Origin of the sequence: Rothia sp. LK2492, from assembly GCF_040946345.1 — a bacterium.
GTDB lineage: Bacteria > Actinomycetota > Actinomycetes > Actinomycetales > Micrococcaceae > Rothia > Rothia endophytica.
The window spans coordinates 1-24,385 of the sequence record NZ_JAYWLX010000004.1; the positions used below are offsets into that span (position 1 = coordinate 1).

The 24,385-nt window shown below is 55.7% G+C and carries 25 protein-coding genes; 10 read left to right on the top strand and 15 right to left on the bottom strand.

The annotated features are described in order from the left end of the window. The 4 genes from VVR27_RS05540 to VVR27_RS05555 all read right to left on the bottom strand — a co-directional run. On the bottom strand, positions 1-434 hold a 434-nt coding region (locus tag VVR27_RS05540; RefSeq protein WP_368547460.1), incomplete at its 3' end, for a hypothetical protein. Next, a complete protein-coding gene (locus VVR27_RS05545; protein ID WP_368547461.1) occupies positions 431-742 on the bottom strand; it encodes an RHS repeat-associated core domain-containing protein in 312 nt (103 codons plus the stop codon). The genes VVR27_RS05545 and VVR27_RS05540, both read right to left, overlap by 4 nt. Before the next feature lie 142 nt (positions 743-884). Beyond that, complete coding sequence (locus VVR27_RS05550) at positions 885-1,310, bottom strand: hypothetical protein (protein WP_368547463.1); 426 nt, start codon at positions 1,308-1,310, stop codon at positions 885-887. 4 nt (positions 1,311-1,314) lie between these two features. Beyond that, entirely contained in the window at positions 1,315-1,785 is a 471-nt protein-coding gene (locus tag VVR27_RS05555; protein ID WP_368547465.1) for an RHS repeat-associated core domain-containing protein, read from the bottom strand. A 22-nt stretch (positions 1,786-1,807) separates the two neighbouring features. Between VVR27_RS05555 and VVR27_RS05560 the strand changes: the two genes are divergently transcribed. Next, entirely contained in the window at positions 1,808-1,972 is a 165-nt protein-coding gene (locus VVR27_RS05560) for a hypothetical protein (protein WP_368547467.1), read from the top strand. Here the strand turns inward: VVR27_RS05560 and VVR27_RS05565 are convergent. From VVR27_RS05565 to VVR27_RS05575, 3 genes are read right to left on the bottom strand one after another with little or no spacing between them, the layout of a single operon-like run. Beyond that, positions 1,969-2,250, bottom strand: a complete 282-nt coding sequence (locus tag VVR27_RS05565; RefSeq protein ID WP_368547468.1) for a hypothetical protein — start codon at positions 2,248-2,250, stop codon at positions 1,969-1,971. The genes VVR27_RS05560 and VVR27_RS05565 overlap by 4 nt on opposite strands. A 22-nt stretch (positions 2,251-2,272) precedes the next feature. Further along, positions 2,273-2,629 carry a hypothetical protein gene (locus VVR27_RS05570; protein ID WP_368547469.1) on the bottom strand — a complete coding sequence of 119 codons (357 nt, stop codon included), beginning with the start codon at positions 2,627-2,629 and terminating at the stop codon, positions 2,273-2,275. Between the two features lie 50 nt (positions 2,630-2,679). Next, positions 2,680-4,443, bottom strand: a complete 1,764-nt coding sequence (locus tag VVR27_RS05575) for an RHS repeat-associated core domain-containing protein (RefSeq protein WP_368547470.1) — start codon at positions 4,441-4,443, stop codon at positions 2,680-2,682. 12 nt (positions 4,444-4,455) lie between these two features. Here VVR27_RS05575 and VVR27_RS05580 point away from each other — a divergent pair, with 12 nt between their 5' ends. The 8 genes from VVR27_RS05580 to VVR27_RS05615 all read left to right on the top strand — a co-directional run bounded on the left by VVR27_RS05580 (position 4,456) and on the right by VVR27_RS05615 (position 13,218). Continuing rightward, positions 4,456-4,689, top strand: coding sequence for a hypothetical protein (locus tag VVR27_RS05580; RefSeq protein ID WP_368547471.1), 234 nt, complete (start codon positions 4,456-4,458; stop codon positions 4,687-4,689). A 263-nt stretch (positions 4,690-4,952) separates the two neighbouring features. Next, complete coding sequence (locus tag VVR27_RS05585; RefSeq protein WP_237204366.1) at positions 4,953-5,234, top strand: pyrophosphorylase; 282 nt, start codon at positions 4,953-4,955, stop codon at positions 5,232-5,234. A gap of 122 nt (positions 5,235-5,356) precedes the next feature. Then, positions 5,357-11,098 (top strand): DUF6531 domain-containing protein, encoded by a 5,742-nt coding sequence (locus VVR27_RS05590; protein ID WP_368547473.1) that lies wholly within the window; start codon positions 5,357-5,359, stop codon positions 11,096-11,098. 49 nt (positions 11,099-11,147) lie between these two features. Next, positions 11,148-11,501, top strand: coding sequence for a hypothetical protein (locus tag VVR27_RS05595; protein ID WP_345447667.1), 354 nt, complete (start codon positions 11,148-11,150; stop codon positions 11,499-11,501). A gap of 22 nt (positions 11,502-11,523) precedes the next feature. Continuing rightward, positions 11,524-11,805 carry a hypothetical protein gene (locus VVR27_RS05600; protein ID WP_368547475.1) on the top strand — a complete coding sequence of 94 codons (282 nt, stop codon included), beginning with the start codon at positions 11,524-11,526 and terminating at the stop codon, positions 11,803-11,805. Positions 11,806-12,037: 232 nt separating this feature from the next. Further along, a complete protein-coding gene (locus tag VVR27_RS05605; RefSeq protein WP_368547476.1) occupies positions 12,038-12,394 on the top strand; it encodes a hypothetical protein in 357 nt (118 codons plus the stop codon). Positions 12,395-12,444: 50 nt separating this feature from the next. Next, a complete protein-coding gene (locus VVR27_RS05610; RefSeq protein WP_368547478.1) occupies positions 12,445-12,801 on the top strand; it encodes a hypothetical protein in 357 nt (118 codons plus the stop codon). Between the two features lie 198 nt (positions 12,802-12,999). Beyond that, entirely contained in the window at positions 13,000-13,218 is a 219-nt protein-coding gene (locus tag VVR27_RS05615; protein WP_237203118.1) for a hypothetical protein, read from the top strand. 200 nt (positions 13,219-13,418) lie between these two features. Here VVR27_RS05615 and VVR27_RS05620 read toward each other — a convergent pair whose 3' ends face one another. Both VVR27_RS05620 and VVR27_RS05625 read right to left on the bottom strand, forming a co-directional pair. Beyond that, positions 13,419-13,811: a Gp19/Gp15/Gp42 family protein gene (locus VVR27_RS05620; protein ID WP_368547480.1), complete on the bottom strand. Its 393-nt coding sequence runs from the start codon at positions 13,809-13,811 to the stop codon at positions 13,419-13,421. A 419-nt stretch (positions 13,812-14,230) separates the two neighbouring features. Then, positions 14,231-15,247 (bottom strand): DUF808 domain-containing protein, encoded by a 1,017-nt coding sequence (locus VVR27_RS05625; RefSeq protein WP_368547482.1) that lies wholly within the window; start codon positions 15,245-15,247, stop codon positions 14,231-14,233. 177 nt (positions 15,248-15,424) lie between these two features. On the opposite strand from VVR27_RS05625, the gene VVR27_RS05630 reads away from it, so the two are divergent. Continuing rightward, a complete protein-coding gene (locus tag VVR27_RS05630) occupies positions 15,425-16,498 on the top strand; it encodes an alkene reductase (RefSeq protein WP_368547484.1) in 1,074 nt (357 codons plus the stop codon). A gap of 123 nt (positions 16,499-16,621) precedes the next feature. Here VVR27_RS05630 and VVR27_RS05635 read toward each other — a convergent pair whose 3' ends face one another. The 6 genes from VVR27_RS05635 to VVR27_RS05660 all read right to left on the bottom strand — a co-directional run bounded on the left by VVR27_RS05635 (position 16,622) and on the right by VVR27_RS05660 (position 24,087). After that, positions 16,622-17,806: an acetyl-CoA C-acetyltransferase gene (locus tag VVR27_RS05635; protein WP_368547486.1), complete on the bottom strand. Its 1,185-nt coding sequence runs from the start codon at positions 17,804-17,806 to the stop codon at positions 16,622-16,624. 138 nt (positions 17,807-17,944) lie between these two features. Next, positions 17,945-19,009, bottom strand: a complete 1,065-nt coding sequence (locus VVR27_RS05640) for an NAD(P)-dependent alcohol dehydrogenase (RefSeq protein ID WP_368547488.1) — start codon at positions 19,007-19,009, stop codon at positions 17,945-17,947. A 53-nt stretch (positions 19,010-19,062) separates the two neighbouring features. Then, positions 19,063-19,302: a PLDc N-terminal domain-containing protein gene (locus VVR27_RS05645; protein WP_368547490.1), complete on the bottom strand. Its 240-nt coding sequence runs from the start codon at positions 19,300-19,302 to the stop codon at positions 19,063-19,065. 89 nt (positions 19,303-19,391) lie between these two features. Further along, positions 19,392-21,866, bottom strand: coding sequence for a 5'-nucleotidase C-terminal domain-containing protein (locus VVR27_RS05650; protein ID WP_368547491.1), 2,475 nt, complete (start codon positions 21,864-21,866; stop codon positions 19,392-19,394). 227 nt (positions 21,867-22,093) lie between these two features. Next, positions 22,094-23,566, bottom strand: coding sequence for a TIGR01777 family oxidoreductase (locus tag VVR27_RS05655; RefSeq protein WP_368547493.1), 1,473 nt, complete (start codon positions 23,564-23,566; stop codon positions 22,094-22,096). 74 nt (positions 23,567-23,640) lie between these two features. Next, complete coding sequence (locus VVR27_RS05660) at positions 23,641-24,087, bottom strand: hypothetical protein (protein WP_346872711.1); 447 nt, start codon at positions 24,085-24,087, stop codon at positions 23,641-23,643. Positions 24,088-24,385 lie beyond the last annotated feature (298 nt).

The window sequence follows — 24,385 nt, forward strand, 5'->3', positions numbered from 1 at the left end:
TTGGCCTCATTCACCCCCGCACGCCAATTGTGGTACGTCTTAGAACCAGGAATACGCAAGAACCCCAAATCATCAGCCTTATCAGCATGAGAGGTGAACTTACTAAAGAAACCACTAGCCCTACTCCTAGCAACATCCGCAACCTTGGAGAACTTCGGGGCAAGAGCCTTACCTGCCCAGCCCATCACCTTATAGGCTACGCCACCGGATACAGCACCAAACAGAGCGTCCTTACCAACAGCAGCCCAGTTAATGGACCCATCAGCGTTCTTATTGGTAAACGCTGAAATGCCGCCTGATATCAGGGCGCCGCCAACAATAGCAGCACCCAAGGGCCCCAGTAGAGCGGTAGCAGCAATGCCACCGGCAACCATGGCGATTCCCACCCAGTTGTCCTTCACCCAGTCAACGGCTGATGAGGCCACTGACTTCATGCCAGAGACAATCCGCTCACAGCACGGCCCCGAGTATCAGCACGATACTCCCTAAACTCAGAAGCGGTCATCGGCGACAAACCCCACGGGTCAACCAACCCCACCGGATCATTCCCCACAAAAGCATACACATTAGAAGCCCAACCAGCACCCACCGGCGAGACCAGCGGATCAGGGGAAATAAACCCACGAGAGATAGGGTCATAAGCCCGCACCCCCAGAATCTCCAGACCAGCAACCTGCAAGGAACCGGCTACGGTCACCCCAAAACCAGGGGCAACAGAGGAGGAAGAGGCAGCAACAGACACTGTGACATACGAGGCAAACGAACTAGAAGAAGAAAGTTCCTAGCCGCCGGTCAGGACGACGCCGTCTCCGGCTATGAGGATAAAAGGAAGGCGGTGCTGGTACCCAAACAAGACACCAGCACCCCACAAGACCTACACACCCCTACAAACGATACCCATACCCATCCACAGCATCCCCCTCAGCCGGCAACTGAAAAGGAGGAAACACCAACACCACCTGCTGACCCCGATACCCATCCAACTCAGCAGCCATCTCCTCCCAAGACCCAGCAGGAGAAGGAGACAAAACCTTAGACACATAAACAGTCCCACACTCCTGCGTACGAATCTTCAACTCAGTACTGGAAGTAGATAGCCCACCAGTACCACTGCGGCTATTGAAGACTTCAGCAGAAATAATGGTGCACTGCTTATCAATAGGATTCCTTTGGCTATACGCATTGTACAAAGGAATGCCAACCATAGATAAAACGCTGATGGAAAAAATAACCAATAGACAGAAACTCAACCATTTCCTGGGCTTTTTATTTCCTTTTTTATTTAATTCATCACTATAAAATATATTCATTATTCTACTCATTACGTAGCGGTGTAGCGGGACGAATTGCGTCCGCAGATGAAGAAGAAACTCCACTTGAGCCACCACTGAGCATGCTCTTAAGACCTTCTTTCCCGGCATCTGTGATATTCAAGGAATTCTCCTGAGGAGTAACGACATAATTGGCGACACCTAGAGCATAGTCACCAACTCTATCAAGCCCGAAACCAGCTATATTTTCCACGGTGGACCCCGATACATAGTTCTGCCTCAACGGCGTCACCCACGGCGACAAACCCCACGGATCCACCAACCCCACCGGATCATTCCCCACAAACGCATACACATTAGAAGCCCAACCAGCACCCACCGGCGAGGTCAGCGGGTCAGGAGAAATAAACCCACGAGAGACAGGGTCATAAGCCCGCACCCCCAGAATCTCCAGACCAGCAACCTGCAAAGACCCAGCAACACTCACACCAACAACCTGCAAAGACCCAGCCACGGTCACACCAAAACCAGGGGTTGTGGCAGAAGTCGAAGAGGCGGCAGTAGAGGAGGATGAGGAAGAGCCAGCAGCCCCAACAACCAGTCAGGACGCCGCCACCCCAGCCACTGAGGGCAAAGGAAAGGAAGGGGTGTCGGCACCCAGCCAACACCCCAACAGAAACAACTATCAGCTCAGAACCTAAGCCACATCACCAGACCCCGCAATACGCCCAGCACGCAACCCACGCACCTTATCCCCACCAATCGAAGCATAGATCATCAACCCAACAAACCAATACACCTGAGCAGAAAACGTCAAAAACAAAGACAAAAGAACAAACCCAAGAACCACACTCACCAAACCCAAAGGGAAATACAAGAGACCAAACTTCAGCGCACTAGACGTACGCCCCGCCAACATATTAGCCAAGGGAATATTCACACCAGCCACCATCAAAGCAGCAAGCAAACCAAGAATCATAACGTTTTACCTTTCCAAAAAATTATTCAACAGGAGTCGTCGAAGTAATACCCTCCGAACTATAAGCATTATTACCCATCATAGAAAGACCCCCAACCTGAAACTCAAACTTCTTACCAATATTAGCCTCAAGAAACTCAGCCAACCCAGCCTTATTCATTCCCTCTGGCATACTCATATCGGATACGCTCAAAAGACCGCATTCTTCAGTCTGAATACGCACAAAAGCAGTCGGAGTTCCTCCAGGTGAAGCTGACACCATCTTGACCGATGACACGGTACATACCTTATAAGTCGCATCCCGATCATTGATATACAAGAGCACTGCTACCGTAATAACAATTATTAGAGCAATAACAGCAGTAATATTCCCAGCCACAGAACTTTTCTTCCGCCCCATAACACTCCTTCCACACACAAAACTCTTACCTAATCATCAGAATTCAAAGCCCTGTTACCTGACTTACCCAGGCCGGTAGCCATACCCTTTCCTACAGCTTTCATCCCAGCATTGTGAAGATCTGTAGTGTTCCATTCAGACGGTGCCGTCAAAACCATAGCGTTCCCCGCACCCACCACATAATCCTTCACCCGGTCAACCCCATAATCCGCCACAGCATTATCATGCTTCGGCACCAACGGCTTCAAACCACCCATCAAACTACCACCACCAGTAGCCACAACCATACCCCCAACACTCCAATCCTCACGCACACTAAAACTACCAGTCTCCGGCATCGTATAAGCCAAACCATTGGACACCCCACCAGCAGCAGAACCATTCACGCCCTTACCCAAGAAGGTCTTCTCACCAAACTTCGCAGCATCCCCAGCCACATCAGCACGGTTACCCCACAAGGTAGCCTTAGCATCAAACTTTGCATACTTGGCTTCATTCACCCCCGCACGCCAATTGTGGTACGTTTTAGAACCAGGAATACGGAAGAACCCCAAATTATCAGCCTTATTAGCGTGAGCGGTGGACTTATTCAAGAACCCACTAGCCTTGCTTCTAGCGGCATCAGCAATCTTGGAAAACCTCGGGGCAAGAGCCTTACCTGCCCAGCCCATCACCTTATAGGCTACGCCACCGGATACAGCACCGAACAGAGCGTCCTTACCCACAGCAGCCCAGTTAATGGACCCATCAGCGTTCTTATTGGTCATCGCTGAAATGCCGCCTGATATCAGGGCGCCGCCAACAATAGCAGCGCCCAAGGGACCCAGTAGAGCGGTAGCAGCAATGCCACCGGCAACCATGGCGATTCCCACCCAGTTGTCTTTCACCCAGTCAAGGGCTGATGAGGCCATTGACTTCACACCAGAGACAATCCGCTCACCAGCACGACCCCGAGTATCAGCACGATACTCCCTAAACTCAGAAGCCGTCAACGGCGACAAACCCCACGGATCCACCAACCCCACCGGATCATTCCCCACAAAAGCATACACATTAGAACCCCAACCAGCACCCACCGGCGAGGTCAGCGGATCAGGGGAAATAAACCCACGAGAGGCCGCATCATAGGCACGAACCCCTAGGATCTCCAGGCCAGCGACCTGCAAAGACCCAGCAACACTCACCCCAAAACCAGGGACAGCAGCAGAAGAGGAAGAGCCAGCAGAAACAGAGGAGCCGCCCACCACAGGCGAAACACCAAACGGATCCACACCACGAGACCCCAACACATCCTGCACCACAGCACCTGCCAAAGACACCGGCACACCACCAAGAGCACTCACCGCAGGCGCACCAGCAGTAGGGTCCCAGCGCACAGAACACATACCGGCCCCCTGGGCATCGCTTCCCTGAATACCAGCACCTTGGTCAGCAGGTACACCCGTGCCCTGGGCGCCAGCAACCTGACCCAACGCATCATTCCACAAACGCACCACCTGGCCAGCATCAGCCCCGGCACCAGAACCAGCAACCCTGGTACTCACCTCAGCCAGCAAACCAACCGGCGAAAACCCAAACTCAGTAACAACACCATCACCGCCCACCCAGCGCACACGACGGCCCAACCCGTCATAGACCAGCTCACTGACACCCAGAGCAGAATCAGCCAAACCAACCAGCTGACCAGCCCCATCATAAGAGTACTCGCGCACCACACCATCAGCGGTGCTCTCCTTGATGAGGAAACCAGCCTGATCATAAACAAAAGAATGCACACCAGCAGCAGAACGCACAGCGGTCAACTGATGAGCCTCATCGTAGGTAAAGAGACGCAAGCCCTCTACAGAATCATCGATACCGATGACCAGGCCTTGGGGGCTGTAATAGGTGGTAGTGGTGACCTGCTCACCGTCACCGGTGGTGCGGGTGTCGATGGTGGCCCAGCCACCGTCGGTGACATAAGAGGTACCGGTGGCAAGGCTCCCAGCAGCTTCGCCTATCCTCTGAATAAATCTCAGAGACTATATGACGAGATTTAACACCCCTCTTGTTGTGTCGCCCCTAGAAAATTTTCTCACCAATAATTGGCGCACTTAGCATTAAGCCCAAAGTCAGAGCCTTGTTGTATACCCCAAAAAGTTTATGACGAAAGCTTCGCCAAGATAGGGGACAAAAATGTAGTTAAGGTTTTGTGTTGACAACAGTAACCTCTAGTCAGGGACACAAAGCCACCCGGATGCCACCTGCCTCAAGGCAGACGGGGGCCTACCCTCAACTCATCACTATGAAAGGTAGCACCACCATGGCACGCGTACTCTCCTCTGACGAAGCAAAGTCAGCAATTACTCGCATCCAGGAAATCATCAACGGCGGCCTGAGCGAGCAGATCTCAGCTCTTGACGGTCAGGGTCAGCTGCTCTCAGACCCCAACAACTGGGATGGCCCCCTGGCAGAACAGTTCCGTGGCTCCACCTGGCCTGAAACCAAGTCAGCCCTCGACAAAGCTAAGACCGAACTTGAAGAACTGCAGCAGCAGCTGCAGAAGATTTCACAGGATATCTTCACCGCTGGTGGCGGCGCTTAAAGCACCTACCAACTTGTTAGGGAGCGCAGAGGCTAAAACCCTTCTGCGCTCCTTGTACTCTCTAAACCAATCCTTGACCCGTCACCGAAACAGTTTCTGCCCTAGAGGACACCACCCACCCCATGAGCACCCCTGATATTCCCTTCAACTCCACCACTGCTAGCAATGTGCGCAACACCTTCAACGCTACTGCTGAAGCCCTGGACGAGCAGGCTACATCCCGCTCTAGCGCTGCTAGCACCATTATGGACGAGTTCAAGGGACCTTATGCCACGGTCTATGAAGAGAACACCACTCATGTGCCCGGTGATATCAGCAAGCTAGCCCATGCCATGCGCGAGGTAGGTTACCTCATGGACCGGGCTATTGAGGCTTATGAAGAGGCTAAGGCTGATGCTGAGAAAAATATGTTAGAACAAGCCGGTGACGCTATTGCAGATTTCTTTGGGTTTGGTGACGATCCTCAGGTGCCCCCGGCCCCTACCCTCCCGTCAGTAGATACCCCTTCAACAGCGTCCAAGAACACACCGGATGGCCAGGCGGGGACCGAAAGCACGGTTTCGGGTATTCCCTCCCAGATCCGTGATGGGGTGCAGACGCTCAGTGGCCTTGATAAGAACCTAGAAACCCACCCAGGTTCCTTAGAAGATGCCTTGGCAGCTTACGCTACGGATTGTTCCTGGGCACCGGTGGATGCCGGTGATATCCCCACCCAGTTGAAGAACTGGTTGGATGCTAACGATACTGAGGGTCAATGGCTAGGCAGAATTGCTGATGCACTCGAATCCGTCACTGGGGACCCAAATGCTCTAGCCTCGGTGCCCTATTCGGCTATGGAAGCATCGGTAGGTAGCGCCTCAGCTATGACCCGCGCGGCTATTGATATTAAATCCCCCACTATTCAGGGCTCGGAATCATCCGCCGGTTACATCGGTGACCCCGTCAACGCGGCAACCGGTAACTTCATTGAACCCGAAACCGACCTCACCTTCACCGGTCCCTGCTTCACCCTGGCCCTGACCCGCATGTACAACGCCCTTAACAGCCAGGCTGGGGTCTTCGGCACCGGCTGGTCCTCCCCACTGGATATGCGCCTGATGCTGAGTGGCGAGAAGGCGACCTGGGTGAAGGAGGACGGCCAGCACCTCATCTTCCCCCGCCGCGGTGAAGGTTGGGAGCGTGCAGAGTTGCATGCTCTGTGGCTGACCCGCCAGAACACCACTGACCTGCCGGTTTCCCTGCCCACCGATGCCGCCCAGGTGCTGGTGGTCCGTGATAACACCGGCACCTGGTGGGCTTTTAGTCTCACCGGTGACTGGCTGGCTCACAGTGTGGGTGCTGGGGATGTTGTCACCGTGGACCGTGATGAGCAGGGCCAGGTTGTGGCTCTGCAGCACAGCCGTGGCCGTTGTATCGGTATTGAATACGCTGCTGGCCGGGTGGCCTACGCACAGACCAATGACGGCACCCGCATGGAATACCTCTATGACCGTGAGGGTAGGCTGACCGCTGCTCGCTCCGCACTGGGGCCCCGGGTCTACGACTACAACGAGCAGGGCCTGATCAGCGCGGTAACTGCTGCTGATGGCACGGTTGAGGTGGAAAACTTTTATGATGCCCTCGGGCGGGTGCGTTCACAGAACTACCCGCACGGGGTCACCCGCCGGTACTCCTACCTGGCAGGCGGCCTCACCCTGGTGACCAATGAGGACGGCTCGCACGCCAACTCCTGGGTTTCTGACTCCAAGGGCCGCCTGGTGGGCATGATTGATGCACACCAGAGGCGCCAAACCATGGCTTACGATACCTTCAATAACCGGGTGTCAGTCACTGAGCGTGATGGGGCTATGACGGTGCGCGCCTACACTAAGCGCGGTTTGCTTGCCCGTGAGGTCAGCCCTGAAGGTGCCGATACCACCTACGAGTACGATGCCCAGGACCGTTTGATCACGCTGATGACAGCCAACGGGGCGGTGGTGTCTTATGAGTATGCTGATGCTACCGGGGTTGAGCGCAACCCCTCGGCGCTGGTTGATGCTTTGGGTGGGCGTACTGAGATGACCTGGGAGCAGGGCCTGCTGACCTCGATGGTTGGCCCCACCGGTGTCTGGGCCACCTGTTCTTATAACGCTTTAGGTGAGATGACCGCCGTGCGCAATGCCACCGGGGATGTGACCTCCTTTGTGCGTGATGCTTGTGGGCGTATTGAGCGTATTGTCAGCCCACTGGGGCTGACCACCCGTTTCACCTATGACGCTGCCGGTCTTTTGGTCTCCCGTGAAGACGCGGACGGGGCGGTGTGGCGCTTCGGTTACGGCACCGGCGGGCGCCTAACCAGCGTCACTGACCCTGCCGGGGCAACCACCACCTATGAGTACAACGCCGCTGGTGAGGTAGCTAAGACCATTGATCCTCTGGGCCGGGTCAGCACCCGTGGCTTTGACTCCATGGGCAACCTGGTGTCCCTCACCGGTGCAGACGGGGCGCGCTGGGCGCTGGAATATGACCAGCTAATGCAGAACACCGCGGTCATTGACCCGCTGGGTCACCGGTGGTCCCGTGAATTTGATACCAATGGTGAGCTGGCTGCGGTGGTTGACCCCACCGGTGTGCGGGTGAGCACCGAGTATCAGCGTCAGTCTGGCCTGGTGCAGGTCAAGGATGCTTTTGGCACCCACACCACTAGTTTTGATGCTTATGGCCGCCCGGTTAAAGAAACCGCAACCGATGGCTCTGAGGAAATCTACACCTATGACGCTGCCGGCAACGTGGTGGAGATCCTGGATGCCGAAGGCGCTTTGACCCTGATCGCCCGCGATGGGCGGGGTGAGGTGACCTCGGTGACCTCACCTGAGGGCCGGGTTACTTCCTTTACCTATGACGCCTGCGGCCGCCCGTCCACCATGACCGAGCCCACCGGGGTCACCACCACCCTGGAATACGACGCTGATTCGCGGGTTATCACCCGTTCCACCACCTCCGGTGTGCGTGAGGAGATCACTTATGATGCCGCGTCCCGCCCGGTACTGGTGCGCACTAATACCGGGGTGTCCCGCTACGGGTATGACGCCTGCGGGCGCCTGGTCTTTGCTGTGGACCGTAAGTTTGGCACCCGCCGCTTTGTCTATGATGCTGCTGGTCAGCTGGTCACTGCCATCAACGGTCTGGGTGGTAAGACGCGGTACACCTACACCGCTGCCGGTTTGGTGGCCAGCGTAACTGACCCGCGTGGGGAAAGCACGTTCTTTGAGTATGATGCTGCAGGTCAGTTGATCTGCCGCACTGATGCGCTGGGGCGTAAGACGACTGCTTCGTATGATGCTGCTGGGCGTCTGGTGAGTTCGGTGAGCCCGGATGCTGATACGCTCTCGTATACCTACGATGGGGCTGGTTCATTGGCAACTACGCGTTTTAATCAGCAGTTGGTCTGCCGGGTTGCCCGTGATGCTGCTGCTCGTACTACTACTGTTTTTGATTACACTGATCTGGGTGTGGGCCTGGTGGATGAGGGCACTGGCGCCCCGGCGGTGCACACCCTGGTGCATGACCGGGTGGGCCGACTGGTGCGTCAGTGCGTAGCTGGGTCCCTTGCTGGTGGCGGGCATGAGAGTGTGATGACCTATGACCGTGACGGTTTACGCACCAGCCTAAGTGTTGATGGGGCGGTTACTGAGTACACTTATGAGCCGGGCACCGGCTTGCTGTCCTCGGTGATGCGTTCTGCCGCTGATGGTGGTGTGCTTGAGGGGCTGGAGTACCACTACGACGCTCACGGGCAGTTGGTGCGTATTAGTGATGCTGATGGTCAGGTTCTGCGGGCTTTTGGTGTGGCACCGACGGTGGTGCAGGGGCAGGCTTCTGACGCCGGTGATACTGCTAGCTCTGATACGGGCGTTGCCGATAAGGCTGCCACGAGTGCTACCGCTTCTTATGTCACTGATGGTGGCTGGGCCACCATCGACACCCGCACCACCGGTGACGGTGAGCAGGTCACCACTACCACCTATTACAGCCCCCAGGGCCTGGTCATCGGTATCGATGATTCTGTAGAGGGCTTGCGTCTCTTTTCTTACGATGAGGCCCATCAGCTAACTGCTGTGCGTTCTGCTGCTGGTGTGCATTCTTTTGTTTACGATCAGGCTGGTTTCCTGATCAAGGAGGCCACTGCTGATGGTGTGGTGCGCGAGTACTCTTATGATGGGGCTGGTCAGCTGGTTGGTTTGGCTGATTCTGCTCTGGGGGCCAGTGAGTTGGTCTATGACGGGTTGGGCCGTCGTGTGCGCTGGGTGGGCGGTGATGGTGTTGTTACTGAGTTTGGGTTTTCGCCGGTTGGTTTGCTGGCTGAGGTGAGTACCAGGGTTGCTGGTTCTGGTTCTGGTGCCGGGGCTGATGCTGGCCAGGTGGTGCGTTTGTGGAATGATGCGTTGGGTCAGGTTGCTGGTGCCAAGGGGACCGGTGTACCTGCTGATCAGGGGACCGGTGTGTGTTCTGTGGTGTGGGATCCGGTAGCTGATGTGCCTGCGGTGAGTGCTCTTGGTGGTGTGCCGGTGTCTTTGGCTTCTTCTGTGGCGCAGGATGTTCTAGGTGGCCGTGGTGTGGATCCGTTTGGTGTTTCGCCTGTGGCCGGTGGTGCTGTTGGGTCTGTTGCTGGGGCTGCTTCTGCTTCTGCTGCTTCTTCCTCCTCTTCTGCTGCTGCTGTTCCTGGTTTTGGTGTGAGTGTTGCTGGGTCTTTGCAGGTCGCTGGTCTGGAGATTCTGGGGGTTCGTGCCTATGATGCGGCCTCTCGTGGGTTTATTTCTCCTGACCCGCTGACCTCGCCGGTGGGTGCTGGTTGGGCTTCTAATGTGTATGCGTTTGTGGGGAATGATCCGGTGGGGTTGGTGGATCCGTGGGGTTTGTCGCCGATGACCGCTTCTGAGTTTAGGGAGTATCGTGCTGATGTTCGGGGCCGTGCTGGTGAGCGGATTGTCTCTGGTGTGAAGTCAATGGCCTCATCAGCCGTTGACTGGGTGAAAGACAACTGGGTGGGAATCGCCATGGTTGCCGGTGGCATTGCTGCTACCGCTCTGCTGGGGCCCTTGGGTGCTGCTATTGTTGGCGGCGCCCTGATATCAGGCGGCATTTCAGCGATGACCAATAAGAACGCTGATGGGTCCATTAACTGGGCTGCTGTGGGTAAGGACGCTTTATTTGGTGCTGTATCCGGTGGCGCGGCCTATAAGGTGATGGGCTGGGCAGGTAAGGCTCTTGCCCCGAAGTTCTCCAAGGTTGCGGATGTTGCTAGGAGTAGGGCTAGTGGTTTCTTTAGTAAGTTCACCTCTCATGCTGATAAGGCTGATGATTTGGGGTTCTTGCGTATTCCTGGTTCTAAGACGTACCACAATTGGCGTGCGGGGGTGAATGAGGCCAAGTATGCAAAGTTTGATGCTAAGGCTACCTTGTGGGGTAATCGTGCTGATGTGGCTGGGGATGCTGCGAGGTTTGGTGAGACCTGGTTGGGTAAGGGTGTGAATGGTTCTGCCGCTGGTGGGGTGTCCAATGGTTTGGCTTATACGATGCCGGGTGCTGGTAGTTTTAGTGTGCGTGAGGATTGGGGGGTTGGGGGTATGGCTGGGGCTACTGGTGGTGGTAGTTTGATGGGTGGTTTGAAGCCGGTGGTGCCGAAGACAGGTAATGCTGTGGCGGATTATGGGGTTGACCGGGTGAAGGATTATGCGGTGGGTGTGGGGAACTCAATGATTTTGACCGCACCGTCTGACTGGAAACCAGAAGAACTTCACGATAAAGGTCTGATAGCCGTAGGAAAGGGTATGGCTACCGGCCTGGGTAAGTCAGGTAACAGGGCTTTGAATTCTGATGATTAGGTAAGAGTTTTTGTTTGGAAGGAGTGTTATGGGGCGGAGGAAAAGTTCTGTGGCTGGGAATATTACTGCTGTTATTGCTCTGATGATTGTTATTACGGTGGCGGTGGCCTTGTATATCAATGATCGGGATGCGACTTATAAGGTATGTACCGTGTCATCGGTCGAGATGGTGTCAGAACCATCTGGTGGGGTGACATCTATGTTTTTGCGTGTTGAAACTGAAGAATGCGGTAGTTTAGGTATTACCAATATGACCATGCCTGAGGGAATGAATAAGGCTGGGTTGGCTGAATTTCTTGAGGCTAATATTGGTAAGAAGTTTGAGTTTGAGGTGAAGGGCTTGTCATTAGGTAATGATGCCCGTGATTCTGGTGGTATTACTTCGACGACTCCTGTTGAATAATTTTTTGGAAAGGTAAAGCGTTATGATTCTTGGTTTGCTTGCTGCTTTGATGGTGGCTGGTGTGAATATTCCCTTGGCTAATATGTTGGCGGGGCGTACTTCTAGTGCGCTGAAGTTTGGTCTCTTGTATTTCCCTTTGGGTTTGGTGGGTGTGGTTCTTGGGTTTGTTCTTTTGTCTTTGTTTTTGACGTTTTCTGCTCAGGTGTATTGGTTTGTTGGGTTGATGATCTATGCTTCGATTGGTGGGGATAAGGTGCGTGGGTTGCGTGCTAGGCGTATTGCGGGGTCTGGTGATGTGGCTTAGGTTCTGAGCTGATAGTTGTTTCTGTTGGGGTGTTGGCTGGGTGCCAGCACCCCCTTTCTTCTTTTTTCCCCAGGCGGCTGGGGTGGCGGCGTCCTGACTGGTTGTTGGGGCTGCTGGCTCTTCCTCATCCTCCTCTACTGCCGCCTCTTCGACTTCTGCCACAACCCCTGGTTTTGGGGTGACCGTGGCTGGGGATGCTGCGAGGTTTGGTGAGACCTTCTTGGGTAAGGGTGTGAATGGTTCTGCTGCTGGTGGGGTGTCCAATGGTTTGGCTTATACGATGCCGGGTGCTGGTAGTTTTAAGGTGCGTGAGGACTGGAACATTGGGGGTATGGCTGTGGCTACTGGTGGTGGCGGTTTGATGGGTGGCTTGAAGCCGGTGGTGCCGAAGACAGGTAATGCTGTGGCGGATTATGGGTTAGACCGTGCGAAGGATTATGTGGTGGGTGCGGGGAACGCTATGGTTTTGACGGCACCGTCTGACTGGAACTTTAATAAAATCAACGAACAAGGTCTGAAATCAACGGGAACGGGTATGGCTACCGGCTTAGGTAAGGCGGGTAGTAGGGCTTTGAATTCTGATGATTAGGTAAGAGTTTTGTGTGTGGAAGGAGTGTTATGGGGCGGAGGAAAAGTTCTGTGGCTGGATATATTATTTTTGGTATTTTAATTATTATTATCGGTGCGATACAGGTGGCCTTGTATATCAATGATCGGGATGCGACTTATAAGGTGTGTACGGTCTCGTCGGTTAAGCTGGTGTCAATTTCGCCTGGTGGTGCGCCATCTACGTTTTTGCGTGTTGAAACTGAAGAATGCGGTCTTTTGAGCGTATCCGATATGAGTATGCCAGAGGGAATGAATAAGGCTGGGTTGGCTGAGTTTCTTGAGGCTAATATTGGTAAGAAGTTTGAGTTTCAGGTTGGGGGTCTTTCTATGATGGGTAATAATGCTTATAGTTCGGAGGGTATTACTTCGACGACTCCTGTTGAATAATTTTTTGGAAAGGTAAAACGTTATGATTCTTGGTGTGCTTGCTGCTTTGATGGTGGCTGGTTGAGGGGTGTTGGCTGGGTGCCAGCACCCCCTTTCTTCTTTTTTCCCCAGGCGGCTGGGGTGGAGCCGCTCAAGAATTTGCCAAGGGTGCTTCACCGAAGCCCCCCGGTTAAGAGAAAGAGACCAAGATACTGGTTGATGATTCCCACGGTCTTGCTGATTTTCGGTACACCCCTGTATGCGATTTGGAAGTTTGATTTCTACGATGCAGACCACCAGGTTCCTATTAACTGTACCGTTACCGGTGCTGAGCAGTACACCAGCACTGGAGCCGGTAGATCCCACAGTTCCAGCAAGGACTACATTGCTTTTGATACCGAAGAATGTCGCACTATTCTTCTGTCAATCATCAACTGATGATGATGTCCAAAGTATGGTTGATGATATTCAGGTGGGTAGGAAGTATGAGTTTATGATGAGGCGTTCTCAGGTGGGTGTGAAGTCTGGGGCTCGTGATGTTTTCTCATTTAGTGGGCCTGTTGATTAAAGAAGTCAGGGGAGGGCATTACTACCCTCCCCCTGAACATAAAACTTACTAGCTCACACTGCGTAATCTGCTAGACCGCCAACACCTCACGTGCTGGAGCCTGCTCCATACTCAGTTGCAGGAAGCGGTCGCGGGCTGAAAAGCCGCTATTGCGGCGCAGGCGGGCGGCCTCGTCCTGGCTAATGTGGAGAATTTGAGCTGCCACCTCAATGTTCATGCGGTAGCTGCCGGTGCCCTGCCCCACGTGGTGGGCGCGGTAGACGCGGGCTGCTGCCTCGGCCTCAATCTGCGCTACGGTGGCGGCAAAATCAGCGTCCGATGCGCAGAGGTTATCCAGGCTGGGCACTCGGTCGCTGACCAGCTGCTCCGCCTGAGCAAGTAGCGCCGGGGCGTACTGGGTCTCCTGGGCAGTCAGCTCGCGGGTTAGTGCGGTTTCAATATTTTTAATGGATGCGTAAGTCATTTCTTCTTTACCTTCTTAGTCTTTCTTGCGGGCAGAACCCAATTTTGAGGGGTCAGAGCCCAGTGGTGCCCGGGGCGGGCAGGGGACGCAGCTAAACCCGCTCTTGTGCAGAAAAGCGCCAAAAGCAGAGGTGCACCAGGGGTGCGGATGATGAAGTATTTTCTCGGTGCTCGTCAGTGCCAAAGTGCTGAGCTGAGAAGTTCATAGATGAGGTCCCCATCGCGTATCAGCGATGTGGGGTAACCCTAAAGCCACGTCAGTGGTGTTAGCTCACCGGCAACCATGCCGGGGTTGAACCTTGAGTAACTATAGCACGCCCATTCTCACTCTGCGCATGGAACAGGTCACAGTAGCTGGATACAGTAAAGCCCCGGTGGTTCAGCGAATATTGCTGAACCACCGGGGCTCGCGCAGAAAGTTTAGGCTTTTACAGACCCACCGTGCTCACCAGTAGGGGCGGTTGCCTTCTGCTGGTCAGTTTCAACAGCGTGGTCTTCTTCGTGGCCCTTGCCGTGACCAAAAGGAAGGAAATGCATGATGCCAGCGATGACGCTACCCCACACCAGGCCCAGCACCATGGAGAAGAAGGTGTTGATGCACCACGCCAGTACCCCACCGACGGTAGGAACCACAGCGCCGTAGTGCTCCATGTGGTGCACGAAGGTATAGGGGGCGTGCCAGCCTAGCTCATCCAGGCCGACCAGAATAATGTGGCCACCCACCCAGAGCATAGCGAAGATACCAACGACAGAAATAAAGTTCATCACGATGGGCATAGCCTTAACCAGCCCCATGCCAAACTTTTGGGCACCGGCGGATTCGCGCTTTGCCATCGCAAGCCCAATGTCGTCCATCTTGACCAGCAGCGCCACTGCGCCGTAAACCACCACAGTGATGCCTACGCCTACCACAGCCAGAATGATGGCACGCGACACAAAGCTCTCTGCGGCAACCTCGTTGAGTGCAATCACCATGATTTCGGCAGAAAGAATGAAGTCGGTGCGCACCGCCCCAGATACCACCTGCTTCTCAGCGTCCGGGCCTTGCTTAATAGCGGGAGTCTTCTTCTGGTGATCTTTCTTGGAGAGCACTTCGATGACCTTCTCGGCACCCTCAAAGCAAAGGTAGGTGCCGCCCAACATCAAAAGCGGGGTTAGAATCCAGGGCACAAACTGGCTCAGTAAAAGCGCAGCCGGCAGGATGAAGAGTAGCTTGTTACGCAGTGAACCCATCGCAATTTTTTTGATGATGGGCACCTCGCGGGCGGGGGAGAGACCTTCAACGTAGCGGGGGGTTACCGCGGCGTCGTCCACCACCACACCTGCTGCTTTAACACTGGCACGGCCAGCGGCAGCGGCAATGTCATCAACGCTCGATGCAGTTAAGCGCACCAGTGCTGCAACGTCATCTAAAAGGGCAGCCAAACCACCGGCCATAAAAACTCCTTGAGAAAAGTGATATCTGCTCTAACATTACTGCCCCCACCAGTTAAAAAGGGTAGGGTGCTGAGCACATTATAAGAAGATAAAACAAGTTAGTGGGGTCTTAAGGGAATAGGTAGGTGCCGCGGGAGGTTGTGCAGTGGTGAAAGCAATTTGTGAAAGGCATATTCAATGACTGACCTCTTTAGCCCGGCTCAAGCTGGCGCTCTTAATCTCACCAATCGTATTACCATGGCAGCTCTCACCCGTTCCCGCGCCGGCGCTGACGGTGTGCCCTCTGACCTGCACGTAGAGTATTACTCTCAGCGCGCCACCGCCGGGCTCATCGTCACCGAAGGCACCGCCAGCAGTCACGTAGGGCAGGCTTTCGTGAGGCAACCTGGCATCTACACCGCCGAGCAGGTAGCTGGTTGGCGCCGTGTCACCGACGCTGTACACGCCAAGGGTGGCACCATCGTCATGCAGATTATGCACGGTGGCCGCCTAACGTTGCCCAGTATTAACAATGGTGAACAAGCTGAGGCGCCCAGCGCTATCGCACCCGGGGTGAGCTTGCATGGAGCCAACGGCAGAGAAGAAGTGCCCGAACCCCGTGCCCTGGCCACCGAGGAGCTACCCCGCATCGTAGAAGAGTTTGTCACGGCAGCCCGCAACGCTATCGAGGCTGGCATGGACGCTGTGGAGCTACACAGCGCTAACGGCTACCTCTTGCACGAGTTCCTGACATCCTCAGCTAACCAGCGCACTGACGAGTACGGCGGATCGCCGGCTAATCGTGCCCGCCTGGTCATTGAGGTGGTGCGCGCGGTTGCTGATGCTATTGGTGCTGACCGCACTGCCCTGCGTATCTCTCCCGAGCACAACGTCCAGGGCAATATCGAGGACGACCGCGAAGAGACCCTGGCAACCTACAACGCTCTCCTTGAGGGGGTAGCTGACCTGGATCTTGCTTACCTGTCGATTTTGCACATCGATATTGCCGGCGATTTCGTGGCACACCTGCGCAAGACCTTCGGTGGTTTCACCCAACTCAACAGCGGTTTTACTGAGGTCACTGACCTGGCAGAGGCGAAGCGCATTGTTGAAGAGGGCCTGGCAGACGCCGCGGTAGTGGGCCGTATGCTCCTTGCTAACCCAGATCTGGTGCGCCGCTGGCGTGAGGGCCTGGAACTCAACACCCCGGATATGGACACTTTCTATACCCCAGGTGCTCACGGCTATATCGATTACCCCTTCGCTGACTAGGGTTTATCCCTATAAAAGCGGTGCCCGCCCCGGTGATGCGCTAACTGTAGAGCATTACCGGGGCGGGCACCGCTGAGTGTTTATTGAGCCCAGCTGGTTACTGTGTTGAGGTGTCAGCACTTTCTAACGGAAGAGCAGCAGGGCTTCACCCTGACCGCCACCACCGCAAAGAGAGACCGCAGCTTTACCGTTACCGCGGCGCGCCAGTTCAAGGGCCGCGTGCAGCGTGATACGAGCACCCGAGGCCCCGATGGGGTGGCCCAGGGCGATGGCTCCCCCGTGAATATTGACCTTCTGCGCACCCACACCCAGTTCATCTGAGGACGCCAGGGCGATAGCGGCAAAAGCCTCGTTGATTTCCCAAAAATCGAGGTCACTAGCCTGCCAGCCTGCTTTCTGCAGGGCTGCTGCAGTGGCACGTGAGGGCTGGTGGTGCAGCTGGTTATCAGGCCCCGCGGTCTGACCCGCCGCTCTGATTTCAGCTAACCAGGTGAGTCCGTGAGCTTCTGCGTAGTCCTTGGATGCCAGCACTAGGGCGGCCGCACCGTCAGAAATGGGCGAAGAATTACCCGCGGTGATGGTGCCTTCCTCGCTGAAAGCGGGGCGCAGACGCGAAAGGGTTTCTGTGGTGGAGTCACCGCGCACCCCCTGATCCGCCGAGATCACCAGGGGTTCGCCCTTGCGCTGCGGAATAGTCAGAGGCGCAATTTCCTGCTCAAAGAGTCCGGCTTCCTGTGCCGCTGCTGCGCGCTGGTGGGAGGCGGCAGCTATCTCGTCCTGCTGTAGGCGGGTGATGGAAAGGTTGCTGTTACCGCGCTCGGTCAAGTTTCCCATTGAAATGCCTTCACTGGCATCCGACAAGCCATCGCCGGCCATAGTGTCCACAAGGTCCAGGTTCCCGTAGGGGTGACCAACACGGACGGCGGCAACGTGGGGCGCCTGCGACATGGACTCCTGACCGCCAGCTACCACCACCGAAGCCTCGCCCAGACGAATCATTCGGGCTGCATCAATAATGGACACCAGCCCTGAAAGACAGACCTTATTGACGGTCACTGCCGGCACATGCGCAGGTAGCCCGGCGGCCATAGCGGTTTGCTTGGCTGGGTTCTGCCCGCAACCAGCCTGCAGTACCTGACCCATATAGACATGCTCAACAGCGTTTTTCGCAACGCCGGTGCGCTCCAGAGCTGCTGATACTGCGTGGGCCCCTAACTGCATTGCAGAAAGTGATGCGAGTTGGCCTAGAAGTTTGCCCTGAGGGGTGCGCGCCCCGCCCAGAATGACGACGTCGTGAAGAGTAGGCACGTTAAATCTCCTTTGATGGTGCCAAGAATGCGCTGACAAAGCGCAAAACCCTACCTGACAACAGATACTACATGCATGTATCAGTGGCGGGTAGGGCTTCGGGCTCTAGGGCGATAGTGGCGCTGCCTATCTCAGTTTTTAGGCGGTCACCTCAGCATCGTTGAAAGTTGCAGTGTCAATGACGATGCGGAACTGTGCATCACCGGCCACTACACGCTCGTAGGCGGCGTCCGCTTCATCAATACCGACTTTTTCAATGACCGCGGCAATGCCGTTTTGCGCGCAGAAATCCAGCATTTCCTGGGTTTCGGGAATACCGCCGATGTTATTTCCGGTCAGCACCTTACCGCCACCAATCAGACGGTTCAGGTGCAGGGGTAGCGCCTCCGGCGGCAGACCCACCACGCTCATGATGCCGCGGGGTTTCAGTAGGCCCAGGTAGGCATCCAGATCGATAGGTGCCGAGATGGTGTTAAGAATCAGGTCAAACTCACCGCGGTGCTCAGTGAAGAAGCCCTCCTCGGTGGTCGCCAGGGTGCGGTAGGCACCCAGTTCCTTAGCGGCGTCCGCCTTCTTGAGGCTGCGGGAAAGCACAGTGACCTCAGCGCCCATAGCTGCAGCAATCTGCACGCCCATGTGCCCCAGGCCGCCTAGACCCAAGATAGCAACCTTCTGGCCGGGTTCTACCTTCCAACGAGCTAGCGGTGAGTAGGTAGTAATACCAGCGCAGAGCAGGGGGGCGGCTACGTCAAACTCCATGGCATCGGGAATACGCAGAACGAAACGTTCATTGACGGTCACCTTCTGGGCGTAGCCGCCCTGGGTGATGCTGCCGTCTACATCTTTTGAGTTGTAGGTACCCACTGCCCCGTTCAGGCAGTTATTTTCAAAACCTGCGGCGCACTGTTCACACTCGCCACAAGAATTAACCAGGCAACCAACGCCTACGCGGTCGCCCACCTTGAATTTGGTGACCTTAGAACCTACAGCTTCAACCACGCCGGCGATTTCGTGACCTACTGCTAGGGGGAAGTGCGCCTCGCCCCATTCATTGCGGATGGTGTGAATGTCAGAGTGGCAGATGCCCGCAGCCTTGATATCGATGACGATGTCATCTTCACGCGGATCGCGGCGTTCGATCTCAGTGACTTTAAAGGGCTGGTCTGGGCCAAATTTTTGTAGGGCTTTTACGGTGATAGGCACGGTTTTCTCCATTCGAATAGGTTTATCGTATTAACCACCTTACTATGCGTCTCCTAGTGCAACCCCTCTTCCTTGTCACTGCGTAATCTCAGCAGGTAGGCGATGGGCCCTACGATGGGCACGAAGACGGTGAAGAGCACCCACTTGAGCTTCTGCATCTCGGTGAAATGGGGCTGCTTATGCACGGTTGCTACACAAAAAAGTGCCAGACCCATAGAGGCGAACAGCGCCGTGTAGAAGAAAATACCGAAGATGGTGAGGTCGGTGCTATTGGTAACGCTGGCTAGAGTCATAGAACCCAGCTTATCGGAGACTTCCTGCAGAGCACCCCGCCTGCCCGGGGTGGGCTAGGCGGGGTGCCCAGTGTTAGTGCTTGCAGAGCTTAGGCCTTGCGGCGGCGGTTAGCTACCAGTGCGGCACCACCGGCGAAGACTGCCAGCGCACCAGCGGCAGCAATCATGATCGAGGTGAAACCGGTATGAGCCAGTCGCTGCGAAGAACCGTTAGAGCCGTAACCACTAGAACCGTAGAAGCCTGAGCTATCGGAGTAACCGGAGTCATCAGAATCATTGGTGTAGTCAGGGTCGGTCTCGCACCCAACTCCATCACCATCTGAGTCAAGACCGGGGTGGAAACCGGGCTCACCTTCCTGGATGGGCCTGTCTAGATCATCCCAAACTGCACGGCAGTTCTCGTATTCAAAAGCGGTGGGTTCAGAGGTGGGCGCAGGGGTTGCGGAGGGATCTACCGTAGGTTCGGCAGGTACAGGGTCGCTGGGTTCCGGTGAAGGAGCAGGATCAGAGGGCGCAGGCTGGCTGGGCTCGGGTGAAGGGACGGGTTCGCTGGGCTCCGGGCTGGGTTCAACCACGGGTGGGACGCTCTGCTCGCCGGTGAAGTTAGCGCTCAGGCGAACCACGGTGCCAGCTACGCCGGTGCTATCGGTCAGCACAACCTCGTGGGTGCCGTTGGAAACGCCCTTGCCAGCCATGTCAAGGCTAATGCTGGCGGTTCCGTCAGCAGCCACAGTGGCGGTGCCTACCTCAATACCGCCCACAGTGACCTTCAGTTCTGTCAGGCTAGGTACACCGTAGCTATCCACATTCAGATCCGCTAAATCAAAGGTGAGTGCTCCGTTGACGTCATAGGATTCAGCCAGGTTCTGCACCTGTACTGCCTGCTTAGCGTAGTTGGGCGAAACACTGCCCATTTCTTTGAAGTAGGAAACGAAAGCATCCGAATCAACCAGCGCGGTGTCCTTGGCGTTTGCCCCTGCGGACAGGGTGCCGAAGTTATCGCCTCCGCCCAGCAAGAAGCTGGGGATAGCTACGGTGTAGGTGTCATTATCCGCAACCTTAGTACCGTTCACAAAAATATCCAGGATGTTAGAGCCGCGGGTTGCGTAGCCTTCAGCCGTGGGCGCACCGGTGTAGGTGTAGGTGACATTCGAGGAGAAACCCAGCTGAAGGTAGGGGCGGGTAGCCATCTCACCAGCTGAGGTCTGCTGCCACTGCTCTTCTAGCACGCTGCGTAGCTGTGCACCGGTGAGCTCGGTGGTCCAAAGGTTATTAGCAAAAGGGGTTACGTTCACGACGTCCATGACGCGCACATCGGTTCCAGCAGCTGCGCCAAGTGAGGTGCGCAGACCAGCGGGTAGTTCATCACGCAGACCGCCGGGGTTGACGATGCCGATGTCCGCGGGGGTACGCCCGGATGAGTTAGCGGCGTGCAGGTACATATCAGCTACCAGGTGACCCATGGTGGATTCACGGTCACGCATATCAAAGCCGCCCTTAGCGGCGGTTGTGGGATCATAACCGGTGGTAATGGGGCCAGTGACCTGACCCGCCACTACTGAGCCCTGCTCAGTAGCGTAGGCGTTAGCATCGGTGATGATAGTGTTTGCAGTAGCCAGCACGGGGTCAGTAGCGATTTGATCAGCGCTGGGGGCACCCATGTTAGGCACGAGACCGGCCGTGTAGCTTTCCACTGCGCCGTCGGCGCTCAGGTTAAGCACGACCTTGCCCAGATTATCCCCATAGTTACCGGTCTGTAGAACCGGGCGAGTGCGGTTTTCGCCTGGAACAGGTGCGTCAATAACGTATTCTTCGTGCGTGTGGCCAGTGAAAATAACATCAACAGCGCCGCTGGTCTGGTTGATGATTGCGTCGGTTGCCGTAGCGCCGGTATTAACACCTTCATGGTATTCAGCGATGACCAGATTAGCTTCGCCATTAGCTTCATTGCCATCTGAAAGCTGCTCAGCGTAGCGGTTAACCGCCGCGACGGGGTCGGTGAACTGAATGGTGCTGAGGGCTGAAGGGTCAGTCAGCTGAGGGGTTTCGGTAGTGACAGCACCAATAACAGCTACCTTCACGCCCTCGGCGGTGGTGTAAGTGTAGTAGGGGTCCAGGGCAGGTGCGCCGTCAAGGGTGAGAACGTTAGCGCCCAGCTGGGAGTAGTTAGAGGAAGGGACGATACGGTTCACCAGATCATCCCAGCCAGCATCAAACTCATGATTGCCAACGGCAGTTGCCTGCAGGCCCAGAGCGTTGAGGAAGTCGATGGTGGGCTTGTCCTTCTGCACGCTGGAAGCGTAGAGAGAGGCACCCACGTTATCACCGGCGGAGAGCAACATGGAATCCCCAGAAGCTGCTGCGCGTTCGGTCTGCACCGTGTTAGCTAGACCCATAGCGATGCTGGGAGAAATGCGGCCGTGAAAATCGTTGATGTTCAGCAGGGTCAGAGTGCTAGGAGCATCTGCTGAGCTAGCATGGTCAACCGGTACCGCAATGAGGGCAAGTACAGTTGCGCCGGTGGCGGTGATGCCCGCAAGGCGGCGTGAGAGAGAAGAAGCCATTGCTCATCTTTCGTGTGTGTTTAGGGCAGTGTGCTAGACAACAGCTTAGTGGGTGGCGGTTAACTTTTGGAGGTGCTGGGACAGAATGCGGGTAAAGAAAAAAGGTTGAGCTATCAAATAAAACTGCGGTTCGGGGTAGTAAAAAGACGCCGCCTCCGCCCGCTAACTCTGCTAGCAGAAAGCGGTGAGACGGCGTCCACGCAGGTGAGGCGTTAGTTGTGCCAGGTTTAGCGCACCAGCTCGTGTTCTAGTGCCTGACGCAGAGCAGGTTCAAAGAAAACATAGCCGCTCTTGACCAGTTTGTCGGCGCTGGCGTTTTGGCTGGCAAGTGCTAACTCCTGCACACCCTCTTTTTTAAGCAGGAGGGCAGGGGCCGCCGGGGGGATCGGTAGAACCGCAGGACGCTTGAGTGCTGCCCCCACAGTCTTAGCCAGCTTCTTGGCGGTAACAGGGGTGGGCGCAACCGCGTTAACTGGCCCCTGCAAAGAATCGGTGAAGAGAGCGTGCACATAGATGCCCGCAATATCGTCCAGGCTCACCCAGCTCTGCATTTGCTCACCGCTGCCCACATACCCACCGGTGCCGGTGAGAAAGAGAGGCAGCTGAACTTTGAGCATGCCACCAAGGGCTGACTGCACCAGGCCGGTACGAATATTAACGGTGCGCAGACCAGCTTCCTTGGCAGGTTCGGTCGCGGCCTCCCACTGCTGGCATACCTCCGCTAAAAAGCCGGAACCCGCCGGGGCATCTTCGGTCAGTACCTCGGTGCCCCGGTCAGCTCCATAGAAACCAACCGCCGAAGCGCAAATGAAGGTGTGAGGCACCTGGCCGGCGCCGCCGTCCTTGCGTGCCACATCTGCAAGCGTATTAGCCAGCAGGGTGGTGGACTGGATGCGGGACTCAAGAATAGCTTTCTTGTTCTGCTCCGTAAAACGCTGATTGATGCTTGCGCCACCCAGGTGAATTACAGCTTGCGCGCCATCAAAAGCCTCGGTATCAATCTCACCAGCGGCAGGGTCCCAGCGAAACTCATTCTCAGCTTGAGGAGCACGGCGCACCAGGGTGCGCACCGTGTGCCCACCGCCGGTCAAGAGGGCGGAAACCTGCTGCCCCACCATGCCTGAAGCACCAGCGATAACCACGGTGATGGGATCGTGGGCGTACCGCTCCTGGAATTCAAGGTCAGCAGCAATACGGCGCTCGCGAGCATCAAAAACTCTTGTCAGGTGCTTGTTAACCAGGGTGTCACCAATTTTTTCGGCACCTTTACGGCCGGTGCCCAGCAGCTTAAGGCCCTGCTGTTTAGCCTTACCTTCGGCCTCCTGAGCAGATGTGCCCAGCTCCTCACCGGGGAGCAATTCATACGTCACAGTGTCCCGCATGACGGTGCGCCCGGGAGTCTCAAAGAAGTCGTGGGTGTGCTGCCAGGAGCTGAAAGGGCCTTTAGCCTGCTGGTCTGTAAAAGTATCTTCCCCTGCTGCCACGTGCTCGGCGGTCCAGGGAAGAGTGAGTAGGCCTGAGGTGAAGGGGAGGGCTGATGCAAGGTGCGCCTGTGAACCAAGATCCTGGGGGTCGCCTTCTTTCTTGACCGAACCTGACCAGTGCGGGGTGGCCCTGGTGAGAGCGCCGGGGCGGGTCAGCCAGGTTTTCACCGTTTCTTGAGAGGGCGTGAAAGTTGAAGTGTGGGTGAAGGTTGCCACGGGGTGCTCCTTTGCTACGGCGGTAGTATAAGTGAGCTTACCTTTTATGTGGGTGGAGTACCAATAGAGCCCTGCTAGATACCCAGAGCCTCCAGCTTTGTTTCTACCGCCTCCACCAGCTCAGCTACCGTGGTGATGTAGTACTTCTCTGCCAGGGTTATCGCATTCTCACCCGGGATCCCGTCGGTAGCGAAGGAACCAGCTCCGAAGGTGCCACTGGGGATGGACGCTGAGGATCCACCAAAACTAGCCCCTGAACCAAAGCCGGTGCTGGCTGTCAGCTGACCGCCGGCATCCTCACGGGTGAGGGTGAAACCGTAGGCGGTGCTGTCAGCGTAGCTGATATTGAGCACGTACTCCACGGTCAGCCCATCCTCGGTGCGCTCGGTGGAAAGGTCAGCGTCATCTAAGAACTCCCCATCGAGTTCTAGCCCACCGTTGTATTCCAGTGCCCAGCTAAACTTCTTAGCCAGGGTGTAGGCAGTCTCTTTAATCTGGGTGTGCTGAGGGTCAACGGGCATGGGGTTCCTTCTTGCCTTATATAGATATTTCGTGTTGTTCTGTGGCGATGTGTAGGAAGGTATATATCTGAGGCCACGGTTTCTCTGGGGGCCTTTGGTGTCAATCTTAATCAACCCTCTATCTATAGGGTCGAATTCGTCATGAACCTTCTTTGTGACCATTCAAACGCGTAGCCTGCTACCTTCTGGTTTAGTTAAAGTAGCTGTCAATGAACTGCACACCGGAGGTGTTGCTGACTGACATAAATACAATTTTCCTGTATTTCCTAGGAACTTAGGGCCGTTATGCCAGAATCAT

What these genes read in the sequence shown, in the direction of transcription:
- VVR27_RS05630 (WP_368547484.1), top strand. Translation starts at nt 15,425, where the DNA reads ATGACTGACCTCTTTAGCCCGGCTCAAGCTGGCGCTCTTAATCTCACC.
- VVR27_RS05550 (WP_368547463.1), bottom strand. Translation starts at nt 1,310, where the DNA reads ATGAATATATTTTATAGTGATGAATTAAATAAAAAAGGAAATAAAAAG.
- VVR27_RS05565 (WP_368547468.1), bottom strand. Translation starts at nt 2,250, where the DNA reads ATGATTCTTGGTTTGCTTGCTGCTTTGATGGTGGCTGGTGTGAATATT.
- VVR27_RS05580 (WP_368547471.1), top strand. Translation starts at nt 4,456, where the DNA reads ATGAGCCTCATCGTAGGTAAAGAGACGCAAGCCCTCTACAGAATCATC.
- VVR27_RS05625 (WP_368547482.1), bottom strand. Translation starts at nt 15,247, where the DNA reads ATGGCCGGTGGTTTGGCTGCCCTTTTAGATGACGTTGCAGCACTGGTG.
- VVR27_RS05650 (WP_368547491.1), bottom strand. Translation starts at nt 21,866, where the DNA reads ATGGCTTCTTCTCTCTCACGCCGCCTTGCGGGCATCACCGCCACCGGC.
- VVR27_RS05600 (WP_368547475.1), top strand. Translation starts at nt 11,524, where the DNA reads ATGATTCTTGGTTTGCTTGCTGCTTTGATGGTGGCTGGTGTGAATATT.
- VVR27_RS05645 (WP_368547490.1), bottom strand. Translation starts at nt 19,302, where the DNA reads ATGACTCTAGCCAGCGTTACCAATAGCACCGACCTCACCATCTTCGGT.
- VVR27_RS05620 (WP_368547480.1), bottom strand. Translation starts at nt 13,811, where the DNA reads ATGACTTACGCATCCATTAAAAATATTGAAACCGCACTAACCCGCGAG.
- VVR27_RS05585 (WP_237204366.1), top strand. Translation starts at nt 4,953, where the DNA reads ATGGCACGCGTACTCTCCTCTGACGAAGCAAAGTCAGCAATTACTCGC.
- VVR27_RS05590 (WP_368547473.1), top strand. Translation starts at nt 5,357, where the DNA reads ATGAGCACCCCTGATATTCCCTTCAACTCCACCACTGCTAGCAATGTG.
- VVR27_RS05660 (WP_346872711.1), bottom strand. Translation starts at nt 24,087, where the DNA reads ATGCCCGTTGACCCTCAGCACACCCAGATTAAAGAGACTGCCTACACC.
- VVR27_RS05615 (WP_237203118.1), top strand. Translation starts at nt 13,000, where the DNA reads ATGATTCCCACGGTCTTGCTGATTTTCGGTACACCCCTGTATGCGATT.